A 10070-nucleotide genomic window follows, 5' to 3' on the forward strand; every position below is an offset into this window, starting at 1 on the left:
CGGCCTCGGCGAAGCCGCAGAAAGCGGCCGACAGGGCGCATTCAACGCGATGGTCGGCAGGACCACTCCCGCCGCCGCGAGCGCCGGCGACGACGTATCGAGCATGCCCCGCTGGGCGCGGGCCATGAAGAACCAGGCGTCGGCCCGATACCACCGCCAGGCCGCAATCCACGCTGTTGGCCAAGGCGACCGGGGCGGCGCCGGCGCCACCCCCGATATCAAGGAAAGGGACGACTGATGCTCTTCAAACGTGCCGTGCAACGCTATGGTCGATCGCCCATTCCCGAGACGCCCTTCCAGCGCGCCGGGCAACTCTGGGACGATCGCATCGGATCCGCGCGCGTCCAGGCCCGCAACTGGCGGCTGATAGCGTTCGGATGCCTCGGGCTCACTACCGCACTGTCGGGTGGGCTGCTCTGGCAATCCCTGCAGAGCCGCGTCGTGCCCTACGTCGTCGAGGTCGACAAGCTGGGCGAGCCCCGCGCCGTGGCCGCAGCCGAGGCGGGCTTTCATCCGACCGATCCGCAGATCGCCTGGTTCCTCGGTCGCTTCATCACCAGCGTGCGGTCGGTCTCGCTCGATCCGGTGCTGATGCGGCAAGACTGGTTGTCAGCCTACGACTTCACCACAAAGCGTGGCGCGGTCTTTCTTGGCGACTACGCCCGCGCGGCCGATCCGTTCGGTCGGGTCGGCGAGCGAACCGTTTCGGTGCAGGTCACGAGCGTCGTCCGCGCGTCCGATCGGTCCTTCCAGGTGAAATGGATCGAGACCAGCTACGAGCGCGGAGCGCAGGCCGGGACCGCGCACTGGACCGGTATCCTGACCGTCGTCCTCAAGGCTCCGGCGAGCGCCGATGCGCTGCGCCGCAACCCGCTCGGGCTCTATGTCGATGCCGTCGACTGGAGCCGGGAACTGGAACCGGGGGTGACGGCGCCCGCAGCGCCATCGCCCTCCGCGCGGCCGGCCATCGCCCCGGCTCCAAACCTTCCGTTCGGATCGCCGCTCGATCCGAACCTCGCTCAGCCCCAGCAACCGCAAACGGAGACCCGCCAATGAAAGCCCTTGTCGTCACCGGCCTGGTCGCCAGCGCCAGCATCGCGGCGGCGCAGACCGCGCCCCTCCTGCCGTCTCAGCCGCCCGTGTCCTCAACGGAGGTGGCCGCACCGGTCGTCGCCCAGCCTATCCCGGCGGCGAGGCCGCGGACGAAACCGCACCGGCGGATGCCACCTTCGCCGGCGGAACTGCGCGTTCGCGCCGCCAACCGCGCGGCGACGCTGGAGCCCGTCGCGGCCGGATATGTCAACGCGGTCCAGGTCTACCCGTTCAGCGATGGCGCGGTTTTCCGCGTTCTCACGGCACCCGGGCAAGTGACCGACATTGCGCTGCAGCCGGGAGAAGCGCTGGGCGCGGTCGCCGCCGGCGATACCGTTCGGTGGGTGATCGGCGACACGACCAGCGGCAGCGGCGAAGGCAAACGGACGCACGTCCTGGTGAAGCCATTTGCCGCCGGGCTCGCCACGAACATAATCATCACTACCGACCGGCGGACCTACCATCTGGCGCTTTCGAGCGCCGAACGCTCGGCGATGGTGGCCCTGTCATGGACCTATCCGCAGGACCAGCTCATCGCGCTGAAGGCGGCGGAGGATCGAACCCGCGCCGCTCAGCCAGTCGCAACCGGCCTGTCTGTCGACCAGCTCCATTTCGACTATGTCATCTCCGGCGATCAGCCGGCGTGGCGGCCACTCCGCGCCTTCGATGATGGTCGTCAGACCTTTATCGAGTTCCCGGCCGGTCTGGGCACCGGCGAGGCGCCACCGCTCTTCCTCGTCGATGGCACGGGGACCGCGCAGCTGGTCAACTACCGAGTGCAGGGGCGCTATTATGTCGTCGATCGGCTGTTCGAGGCCGCCGAGCTGCGACTTGGATTGAAGCGTCAGGACGTCGTGCGGATCACCCGCTCCGGCGAGACCAATTCGCGGCGGAGGGCGTCGTGACCGAGGCCATTGCGCAGCCGAGCGTCAAGCTCGACCCGGAGACGCTGGCGATCCGGGCGCGGCCGCCCCGCGCGATCCGCTTCAAGCGCGGCGTGATCATCGCGATCGCGGCAATCGGCTCGGTCAGCCTCATTGCCGTGACCTGGATGGCATTGAAGCCGCGGTTGTTCCAACGCGGGGATGCCCAGCAGGAACTCTCCCAGCCGAATGTGCGGCCGACGAGCGATGGCTTGAGCGGTGCGCCGGCCACATACGGCGACGTGCCCCGTCTCGGCCCGCCGCTCCCGGGCGACCTTGGCAAGCCGATCCTCGAACGGCAGCAGCAGCTTGCGACGGCGGTCAATCCGAATGACCAGCAGTTTCAGCAGGCGGAAGCGGCCGAGCGGGAACGCCGGCTCGCCGAGCTGAAAGCGGCCCGCGAGTCCGGGGTGCTGGTGCAGAACCGTCAGACCCAGCCGACTGGCGAAGCGTCCATCGCCGCGCCAGCCGCAACGCCCGCGAGCGAGCCTGGTAAGGTTGCACTCGACCCGACAAGCGATCCCAATGCCCAGGGGCGCAAGACCGCGTTCGTGGCGGCGCTGGATCCGAAAGGCGACGTGAACCCGCATGCGCTCACGCCGCTGCCGTCGCCCTATACGCTGTCGGCGGGCAGCGTGATCTCGGCCAGTCTGATCACGGGCCTGCGGTCCGACCTGCCGGGACTGGTCACGGCACAGGTGATCGAGAACACCTATGACAGCGCCACTGGCCGATTGCTGCTCGTTCCGCAGGGCGCTCGGCTAGTGGGCTCCTATGACAGCGTCGTCGCCTTCGGCCAGAAGCGGGCGCTGATTGTCTGGCAGCGTATCATCATGCCGGACGGAAGCTCGCTACGCATCGACAACGTGCCGGCGACAGATCCCTCGGGCTATGCCGGCCTCGCTGACAAGGTCGACTTCCACACCTGGCAGCTTCTGAAGGGCGTGGCGCTCTCGACTCTGCTCGGCGTGAGTTCGGAGCTGGCGTTGTCCGGGCAGAGCGATCTCGTACAGGCGATACGGATGTCGACGCAGGACAATGTTGCGCGTGCTGGCGACCAGATCACCCAGCGCAATCTCGGAATTCAGCCGACAATCACGATCAGGCCCGGCGCGCCGGTTCGGCTGGTCGTCCACAAGGATCTTGTGCTGGCGCTCGCAGGAAAGGAGAGCTGACATGGCGGAATTAAAGCTGCCGCAGCTTCCTGATCGAAACCCGGTAAAGCTCAGCATATCGGTCTTGCCTGACCTTCATCAGTCGCTGGTGGAATATGCCGCAATCTATGCGCAGGCCTATGGGCGGGAAGAACCGGTGACCGAACTGATCCCGGCGATGCTCGCTGCCTTTCTCGAAAGTGATCGGGCATTCGTTCGCGGCCGAGGCAAAGCATGACGCGCCGCAAGACACCCGAAGAGCGCGATCGCGAAAAGGCAGCCGCTCTGGAGGAATTGCGGACCCTGCCTACGGAACCGATCAGCGTCCGCGTTTCGGCTGCCGTCAAACTCACCGGTATCCCGCGCACGACGCTTTACGAGCTAATGAAGTCTGGTGAGATCGAAGCCGTCAAGATCGGTCGATCGACGTTCATTCCGTATCGTTGTCTGCGACGACTAGTCGGGTGATTTTCGCCCGGATCGTCGGATTATCACGCCAAAATATACCATTGGCGTATTTCAGTCGCATAATCCGATGGGCACAAGTGCCTAGGGTCCAAACTCAATCAGCCTATTGAAAATCTGTTGGCACATTGATTCAGGGGGGCTTCGTTGAAGCAGGAGGCCCTTGGAGATGTCGCGTTCGTTATTCTGGCTGTCGGATGAAGCATGGGGCACAATCGAGCCCCACCTGCCGAAGAACCAACCCGGGGCGCGGCGGGTCGATGATCGCAGGGTAATCTCCGGCATCGTTCACATGCTCAAATGCGGCGGCCGCTGGGCTGATTGTCCGACCGAATACGGCCCGGCGACAACGATCTACAACCGCTGGAACAGGTGGAGCCGCCGGGGCATCTGGACCCGCATCCTGGCGGCGCTGACCGAGGAAGGCTGGATCGCGGAAACCGGACAGATCGACAGCAGCTACATCAAGGCCCACCGCAGTGCCGGTAGGGCAAAAGGGGGGCGCGAGCCAATGCCGTTGGCATCTCGCGTGGCGGCAGGACGACCAAAATCCACGCACTCGTCGATCTCCTCGGACGGCCACTTCGCTTCGTCCTGACACCGGGCAACACGTCGGACGTGAAAGGCGCTGACCTGCTGATCGGCGAAACCGTTGGAATGAAGCGAGTGATCGCCGACCGTGGCTACGACGCCAACCGCATCAGGGCTATCTTGCGCGAACAGGGCTCCATCCCCGTCATCCCCGGCCGACGCAACCGTAAGCGCCCCATCCAGTATGACAAACGACGCTACAAAGATCGCTGGAGGGTCGAGGCCATGTTCTGCCGCCTCAAGGACTTTCGCCGCATCGCTACCCGCTACGACAAGCTCGCAAGAAACTTCCTGTCAGCCGTAAGCCTCGCTGCCGCCGTCGCATTCTGGCTCTGAACGAGTCTCGACCCTAAAAGGCCACATCAGTCATCTGAGGCGAAGGCGCGTTGGGATTGGCGCCTGTCATAGCAGAAGTGATACATAATTGGATTCGAAAATCCGCTGTTCACTTTCGATCGCGAGACGCAAATGACAGTATAGCGCCCAGTATTTTCGCCATATATAATCAGTCGATGAAATATATTGGACGGTCAGCCCGATTTCGGTTGCCGCTTCCCAACCGATCATCTGGCCGTGCGACTGATATTTATCGATATCCATCAATTCGCTGGCAATCTTCGAGAAATTCTTTCCGCGGCGCTTGAGCAGGTTTTCCGCGAAGGACCGCGCTCGATCGCTAACCGACCGGAACTTCCGCACGATCGTCGGGTCAAACTTCTCGAAGGTGATGCGATTGGCAAGGTCGTCAGGCGCTTCCCCGAGCGCGCGCCGCGCCGCGTCATAGGCTTTCAAATAGGTCAGGACGGAATAAACCATGTCGGAACCATTACCGTCCTTGGACGAAACCTGTGGATCGATCGGTCCGAGCTCGGAGGAGTCGCTCATTACAATGGCGTTGGCACCCAGCGCCATGAGCGTGCCCGCGCTCTTGGCATAGTCCGGAACGATCACCCGCAGCTGCCCGTCTTCGCCGGCAGCGCTTCTGACCAGCGTGATGAGCTTTTCGGCGGCATCGACATCGCCGCCGGGCGTGTGGAGCAGTAGATCGATGGGATCGCCGGGTGTGATGTTGTGGAGCATGTCGACGAAACCCAGCGTGTCGATACGGTCCACAGGCGCCTTGTTGCCAGCGACGTAGCAGAGCAATTTGGGCTGGTCGGCCTCGATGTCGCGAATTAGAGTTTGGCGTTGATAGCGTGCCGCATTCATCGCTGTGAACATGGGCGTCTTCTCGATCGCCCTCGGCGGCTGCGGCGTGATCGGTTGCGGGTCGTCACCCGCATCTTCAACGTCGTTCATCGGTCGCTGTCCTTGGCCCAGAGAATCCGGCCGTTACGAATGAAGTAATGGCATCGACGTTGGGTGCCCCGCGAGTCGATACTTGGCGAGATGGTTAGTCGCGGTAGCTGATTCAACGTCCAGTTCGGGTGCCGCGCTTGGTCGGCATTGAGCATGATCCGATGCCCGGTGCGGCACGGACAATCAAAGACGATCCATTTTATCCGATCAGCATCACCAACAAGCGTCACCGCATTGCGCGGCAGACGGTCAGGAACTTCATCGGCAGACTCTGTCACACCGATTACACGCCAACGCCAGAATGGGAGCCATTGCCACCAGGATATCTTCATTCCGCACCCCATAACTGGCCGAGAAACGGCTCTTCGTCGCCTGCTCCCCATTTGCCCTGCGCCATATCGCAATAATGTCGGGGGCGTGGTGCTGCGCTGTTGGTCGAGATCTCGCGTTCATGGAGCCTGAGTAGGGTCTCGTTCGGGCGCTCCGGAGGTCCATAGCCGATCAGTCGGTCGAGGAGTTCATTGACCGCCGCTGCCGCGACAGCGGTCGTGAACGCCACGACCGCAGGCTCTACCTGGCCGAGCGCCGGTGCATAGCCCTCGTCGGCCAGCCGCTGCCGCTCCTCCGGCGTCCGCATTTCCGCAGCGGCCCGTGCCATGTCGACCCGATTGCGGCAGACGAGACATGCCGCGCCTGGCGTGAGCGTCGTGACCCGGCCATCAATGCCGATCAAGACGCCGGCGCTGTCGCTGCTTAGGAGCACACCTACATCGATCACCGGCGTCAGCAGGAATGTCGCCAATCGCGACAAGACCAATCGTCCTGCATTATCGTCCGTGCATCCGAAGACGATATCGGACGACCGCAACGCTTGGGCGACCGATTGCACCGTCACCATGCCCTGGATTGTCGAGCAGATGAGATCGGGAGCAATCCGCATCAGATGCGCCCGCAACACGTCAACTTTCGGTTGGCCGACCTCCCGCGGTGTCGAGCCGAAGACGCGGGTGACGTTACTCGCGGAGAGAATGTCGCTGTCGACTAGCAGGAGGTGCCGCACGCCGAGCCGGACAAGTTGCTCGGCAACAGCTGAACCGGTGCCGCCGGCGCCGACTATGGCGACGCGCAGATCGCCAAGCACATGCTGGATGTCCGGCCCGAACGCGCGCACATTCCGGTCGAAGATGGTGGCGGGCGCCGTCGTGTCGCGGGTAAAGTTCTGTAGAAGCCGCCAGCGTTCGCCGACTGACCACACGCGATCGATCGGTACCGCCTGACCGCCTTCCGGCGCAATCTCGCCGGTGAAGATAAAGCCGTCGCTCTGCGGCGATGCGATCAGCGTCGCGTAGAAGGCCGAACCGCTGCGCAGTTGGAAAAGGTCGGAAATGTCACGATCGACCTGCCGGTCATATTTGCTCGGGATCGGCACAGCTCCGTCACCAGGGTGGGTGTGAAACCAAATAGGAATGGCTCTGTCGGTTTCGGCTGCTCCAAGCGCTCCGACATAACCTTCGGAGCCGATCAGCATGTGATATTGGCTCTGCTCCGTATACGCCGACGAAGGCACCCAATGCAGCGCCCGGCTCAGGAGACGGACATCCTTACCGGTCTCGACCCGGCGAGCGAGAAGAACACCCGCACTTTCAAGCGGATTGTGCGTCGCGGCCGTGATTTCATCCGCGATAGGGCCAGGGATTACAAGCGTCGTAGTCATGCAGCACGCGCCATCGCGGCGGCATCGAGTTCCTTGCGCACCAGCGCAAGATAGCTCTCGATCGAGTCGATGCCCGACCGCCACTGGCCGGGCTGAAGATGGCGAGACCAGCGCTGCCAAGTGCGACCGAGATACGCCTCTTGAGATTCAGTCGCCGCGATGGTTTGCCCATCTACGCGCCTGACTGCGGGCTCGAACCACCACATGTCGGGCGGCACGTCCGGATAGCCCGCTGACAGCCGCAGCAGCAGATCGGACGCGCCAAGTGTGAACCCGGCCGGCAGCGGAAAGGAAGGGATAACGACGTTGATCATGCCGCCGTCGAGCGACACCATGTGGCTCGGCGCCCTTGCTTGCAAGTAGTCATGGTCGTCTGGCGGCAACACTGTCTTCCCCCTCAGTGAGCGCCCGGGTTGATCTGCGCTGGCGCGGTGAAGAAGCGCAGACCATTGCGCATCTCGACCTTCGTGTCGGCTTCGATCTTTAGGTCGGAGCCTCCCGGAACCACTTCGAAAAGGTCGCGCTCTGGACCGATGTCGGGCTCGGGCAAGCGCCGCAAATCCGCGCCGGTCAGCACCGGCTCAGACACCTTGTAGTTCGTCCGGTCGATCTTGATTTCGAACTTTTCCGGCCGATCGGGATGTTCATGCTGCTTGTCGTCGTTGTCGGGACTCATTGCCACCTCCATAATTTGATACCGTGATACCACACCACCAATAGGATTGACAAGCGGCAAGTTTTGGTGCAAAACAGCGCCATGAAACAGGCTAAGGCAATGACGGTTCGCCTTTCCGAGGAGCAGGCGCTCGCGTTGGAAACGGTTGCGAGCGTGGAAAACCGTCCAGTCTCCGACATCATCCGGGCTGCGATCTCGACGCACATCGAGACTTTGCGGCGTGATCCGAGTTTTCAGGCTGGACTCAAGGACCGGATTTCGCAGGCGCGTAAACTGCTCGACCGCTAGAGCGTGGGTCGGCGCATATCCGGAACGGTTGGAGACATATGAAAAAGATCAACAGGGGATTGAAGGCGAGCGACTCCGGCGTTGTGCTTGGCCAGCGAACCTTCGCCGCGATCACGGCGGTCGAGGGCATCGGACTGAGTGCGGCAAGCCGCAAGCGTCTCTCCGACTTGAAGAAGCGTAAGCTCTCCGCAGACGATCAGCGCTACGAGGTAATACGAGCCTACCAGGACGCCAATACGCGCAAGTGATGTCGGTCGGCTACGACGCCTTCGACGACCCTTACGCTTACAAGGGCAGTCCCACTCTCAAGAATAAGCTCGGGCTGCGCGATCCGGCACTACTCGAGGCGTTCGAACTTGAAATGACAACGCTGCGGGCTCGCGAGCCGCTGCCGCTTGGGCGCTATGATCCCAACCATTACCGTCGGGTTCATCACCATCTATTCCAGGACGTCTACAGCTGGGCCGGCAAATACCGCACCGTTCGGACGGCAAAAGGTGGTAATCCCTTCTGCTTTCCGGAATATATCGATGGGGAGATGAAGCGGCTTTTCGCCACGCTTCCGTCCGCCATGGCAGCAGCGAATGCAGAGGTCTTTGTCGCCGAGATGGCGCGGTTTCTTGGCGAGCTAAACGCGATCCATCCGTTCCGTGAAGGCAATGGGCGCTCCCAGCTCTCATTCGCGGCGATGCTCGGCGAGCGGGCTGGATATCCGTTGGATTTCTCGCGCGTCAAACGAGACACATTTCTGCCCGCGATGGTTGCAAGCTATGATGGCGATCTTGAACCGCTGGTTGCGGAGTTCAGAATCTTGCTCCGATGAGCCTGTCGGACATCATCCTTTCAGACCGACTGCGTAACCTGACCGCTCAAATCATGGCGCTGCGAATCGGCGGCGCGAAGTCCGCGATTTGCACCTTTGGGACTCGAACCTTCTCAGCAAAAAAGTGCGAGGGTATCGGTGAAGGTATCGGCCTATACCAGTTCTCGAAAACGGGAGATTTCTGGGGCTCCTGAACCCTTTTCGAGTCCTCTCCTGGCACCATTTTTCTAGCGACTTGGTTGCAGAATTAATGGTTTACGCCGCCGATCGGCGCTCTCACACATTGCGATACATGGGGCCTGAGCAAAGCCGCTGTTTTTCCGGCATTCCTATAGGAGCGGGCTTTCACCCGCCCCCCTCACCCCTCACTCCTCCAGCAGCGCGCGCAGCATCCAGGCGGTTTGTTCGTGGATGCCGATGCGCTGGGTCAGCAGGTCGGCGGTCGGCTCGTCGCTCGCCTTCTCGACGGCCGGATAGAGCGAGCGCGCGGTGCGGGCGGCTGCCTCGTGGCCCTTGGCGAGGATCGCGACCATCTCCAGCGCCTTGGGCGGCGTGGTCGGCGCGTCGGGAAGCGAGCTGAGTTCGGAGAATTGCGCATAGGAGCCGGGGGCCGGAAAGCCGAGCGAGCGGATGCGTTCGGCGATCGGGTCGACCGCAGTCCACAACTCGGTATATTGCGCCATGAACATCGCGTGCAGACTGTTGAACATCGGCCCGGTGACGTTCCAGTGGAAATTATGGGTCGTCAGATAGAGGGTGTAGGTGTCCGCCAGCAGGCGTCCGAGCCCGTCCGAGATCGTCTTCCGATCCTGCTCGTCGATACCGATATTGACCATGTCTTGCCTCCCGGATGCGGCCGCCAACGCCCGACGGGCAGAGGCAGCGGGTTCACGATGGTCATAACGGCCCCGTCATTACCGCCCAAGCGAAAGCGACGCAGGCGGTACATTTTCCGTCTCTACCAGAGGATGTTGCGACGGTCGGGCTCCAGCGGTTCGGGGGCCGGTTCGCCCAGCGCCTGCAGCAGGTCGATCTCGATCGTCCG

16 protein-coding genes and 1 pseudogene are annotated in these 10070 nt (G+C 62.6%); 11 read left to right on the top strand and 6 right to left on the bottom strand.

Annotation, left to right across the window (positions count from 1 at the left end):
- The 7 genes and pseudogenes from KAY22_RS19715 to KAY22_RS19745 all read left to right on the top strand — a co-directional run.
- Positions 1-238, top strand: a pseudogene (locus tag KAY22_RS19715) (P-type conjugative transfer protein TrbL); the annotation flags it as partial.
- Complete coding sequence (gene trbF, locus KAY22_RS19720) at positions 238-1056, top strand: conjugal transfer protein TrbF (protein WP_003039666.1); 819 nt, start codon at positions 238-240, stop codon at positions 1054-1056. The pseudogene KAY22_RS19715 and the gene trbF, both read left to right, overlap by 1 nt.
- Positions 1053-1997 (top strand): P-type conjugative transfer protein TrbG, encoded by a 945-nt coding sequence (trbG, locus tag KAY22_RS19725; RefSeq protein ID WP_029994256.1) that lies wholly within the window; start codon positions 1053-1055, stop codon positions 1995-1997. Before trbF ends, trbG begins: the two co-directional genes overlap by 4 nt.
- Positions 1994-3190, top strand: coding sequence for a TrbI/VirB10 family protein (locus KAY22_RS19730; protein WP_029994255.1), 1197 nt, complete (start codon positions 1994-1996; stop codon positions 3188-3190). The genes trbG and KAY22_RS19730 overlap by 4 nt, the downstream gene beginning before the upstream one ends.
- A gap of 1 nt (position 3191) precedes the next feature.
- The gene (locus KAY22_RS19735; protein WP_003039657.1) at positions 3192-3407 is read left to right on the top strand and encodes a DUF2274 domain-containing protein; all 216 of its coding nucleotides are present in this window, start codon (positions 3192-3194) and stop codon (positions 3405-3407) included.
- Positions 3404-3637 (top strand): helix-turn-helix domain-containing protein, encoded by a 234-nt coding sequence (locus tag KAY22_RS19740; protein WP_081611121.1) that lies wholly within the window; start codon positions 3404-3406, stop codon positions 3635-3637. Before KAY22_RS19735 ends, KAY22_RS19740 begins: the two co-directional genes overlap by 4 nt.
- 166 nt (positions 3638-3803) lie before the next feature.
- Positions 3804-4561, top strand: a protein-coding gene (locus tag KAY22_RS19745) for an IS5 family transposase (RefSeq protein WP_152523625.1) whose coding sequence is annotated in 2 segments (ribosomal slippage) — positions 3804-4137 and positions 4137-4561 — 759 coding nt in all. Because the reading frame shifts where the segments join, the coding sequence is not laid out codon by codon here.
- A 66-nt stretch (positions 4562-4627) separates the two neighbouring features.
- On the opposite strand, the gene KAY22_RS19750 is transcribed toward KAY22_RS19745, so the two are convergent.
- Genes KAY22_RS19750 through KAY22_RS19770 form a run of 5 tightly spaced genes read right to left on the bottom strand, consistent with a single transcriptional unit; the run spans position 4628 to position 7914 of the window.
- A complete protein-coding gene (locus KAY22_RS19750; RefSeq protein ID WP_029994251.1) occupies positions 4628-5524 on the bottom strand; it encodes a hypothetical protein in 897 nt (298 codons plus the stop codon).
- The gene (locus tag KAY22_RS19755; RefSeq protein WP_152523620.1) at positions 5521-5856 is read right to left on the bottom strand and encodes a DUF6527 family protein; all 336 of its coding nucleotides are present in this window, start codon (positions 5854-5856) and stop codon (positions 5521-5523) included. The genes KAY22_RS19750 and KAY22_RS19755 overlap by 4 nt, the downstream gene beginning before the upstream one ends.
- Positions 5853-7238, bottom strand: a complete 1386-nt coding sequence (locus KAY22_RS19760; protein ID WP_296624982.1) for a ThiF family adenylyltransferase — start codon at positions 7236-7238, stop codon at positions 5853-5855. Before KAY22_RS19760 ends, KAY22_RS19755 begins: the two co-directional genes overlap by 4 nt.
- Complete coding sequence (locus KAY22_RS19765; RefSeq protein WP_296624983.1) at positions 7235-7624, bottom strand: E2/UBC family protein; 390 nt, start codon at positions 7622-7624, stop codon at positions 7235-7237. Before KAY22_RS19765 ends, KAY22_RS19760 begins: the two co-directional genes overlap by 4 nt.
- 11 nt (positions 7625-7635) lie before the next feature.
- Positions 7636-7914: a multiubiquitin domain-containing protein gene (locus KAY22_RS19770; protein ID WP_029995691.1), complete on the bottom strand. Its 279-nt coding sequence runs from the start codon at positions 7912-7914 to the stop codon at positions 7636-7638.
- 99 nt (positions 7915-8013) lie between these two features.
- Here KAY22_RS19770 and KAY22_RS19775 point away from each other — a divergent pair, with 99 nt between their 5' ends.
- From KAY22_RS19775 to KAY22_RS19790, 4 genes are read left to right on the top strand one after another with little or no spacing between them, the layout of a single operon-like run.
- On the top strand, positions 8014-8202 hold the full coding sequence (locus KAY22_RS19775; protein WP_296624984.1) for a ribbon-helix-helix protein, CopG family: 189 nt from the start codon (positions 8014-8016) through the stop codon (positions 8200-8202).
- Positions 8203-8240: 38 nt separating this feature from the next.
- Positions 8241-8450 (top strand): hypothetical protein, encoded by a 210-nt coding sequence (locus KAY22_RS19780; protein ID WP_029995690.1) that lies wholly within the window; start codon positions 8241-8243, stop codon positions 8448-8450.
- On the top strand, positions 8450-9025 hold the full coding sequence (locus tag KAY22_RS19785) for a Fic family protein (RefSeq protein WP_029995689.1): 576 nt from the start codon (positions 8450-8452) through the stop codon (positions 9023-9025). The genes KAY22_RS19780 and KAY22_RS19785 overlap by 1 nt, the downstream gene beginning before the upstream one ends.
- On the top strand, positions 9022-9219 hold the full coding sequence (locus KAY22_RS19790; RefSeq protein ID WP_152523690.1) for a hypothetical protein: 198 nt from the start codon (positions 9022-9024) through the stop codon (positions 9217-9219). The genes KAY22_RS19785 and KAY22_RS19790 overlap by 4 nt, the downstream gene beginning before the upstream one ends.
- 171 nt (positions 9220-9390) lie before the next feature.
- Here the strand turns inward: KAY22_RS19790 and KAY22_RS19795 are convergent, their stop codons facing one another.
- Positions 9391-9861 (bottom strand): Dps family protein, encoded by a 471-nt coding sequence (locus tag KAY22_RS19795; protein ID WP_296624985.1) that lies wholly within the window; start codon positions 9859-9861, stop codon positions 9391-9393.
- Between the last annotated feature and the right edge of the window lie 209 nt (positions 9862-10070).

Origin of the sequence: Rhizorhabdus sp., assembly GCF_018006725.1 — a bacterium.
Taxonomy (GTDB): Bacteria; Pseudomonadota; Alphaproteobacteria; order Sphingomonadales; family Sphingomonadaceae; genus Rhizorhabdus.

What these genes read in the sequence shown, in the direction of transcription:
- KAY22_RS19760 (WP_296624982.1), bottom strand. Translation starts at nt 7,238, where the DNA reads ATGACTACGACGCTTGTAATCCCTGGCCCTATCGCGGATGAAATCACG.
- KAY22_RS19780 (WP_029995690.1), top strand. Translation starts at nt 8,241, where the DNA reads ATGAAAAAGATCAACAGGGGATTGAAGGCGAGCGACTCCGGCGTTGTG.
- KAY22_RS19755 (WP_152523620.1), bottom strand. Translation starts at nt 5,856, where the DNA reads ATGAAGATATCCTGGTGGCAATGGCTCCCATTCTGGCGTTGGCGTGTA.
- KAY22_RS19740 (WP_081611121.1), top strand. Translation starts at nt 3,404, where the DNA reads ATGACGCGCCGCAAGACACCCGAAGAGCGCGATCGCGAAAAGGCAGCC.
- KAY22_RS19785 (WP_029995689.1), top strand. Translation starts at nt 8,450, where the DNA reads ATGTCGGTCGGCTACGACGCCTTCGACGACCCTTACGCTTACAAGGGC.
- KAY22_RS19735 (WP_003039657.1), top strand. Translation starts at nt 3,192, where the DNA reads ATGGCGGAATTAAAGCTGCCGCAGCTTCCTGATCGAAACCCGGTAAAG.
- trbF (WP_003039666.1), top strand. Translation starts at nt 238, where the DNA reads ATGCTCTTCAAACGTGCCGTGCAACGCTATGGTCGATCGCCCATTCCC.
- KAY22_RS19770 (WP_029995691.1), bottom strand. Translation starts at nt 7,914, where the DNA reads ATGAGTCCCGACAACGACGACAAGCAGCATGAACATCCCGATCGGCCG.
- KAY22_RS19775 (WP_296624984.1), top strand. Translation starts at nt 8,014, where the DNA reads ATGACGGTTCGCCTTTCCGAGGAGCAGGCGCTCGCGTTGGAAACGGTT.
- KAY22_RS19790 (WP_152523690.1), top strand. Translation starts at nt 9,022, where the DNA reads ATGAGCCTGTCGGACATCATCCTTTCAGACCGACTGCGTAACCTGACC.
- KAY22_RS19750 (WP_029994251.1), bottom strand. Translation starts at nt 5,524, where the DNA reads ATGAACGACGTTGAAGATGCGGGTGACGACCCGCAACCGATCACGCCG.
- KAY22_RS19795 (WP_296624985.1), bottom strand. Translation starts at nt 9,861, where the DNA reads ATGGTCAATATCGGTATCGACGAGCAGGATCGGAAGACGATCTCGGAC.
- trbG (WP_029994256.1), top strand. Translation starts at nt 1,053, where the DNA reads ATGAAAGCCCTTGTCGTCACCGGCCTGGTCGCCAGCGCCAGCATCGCG.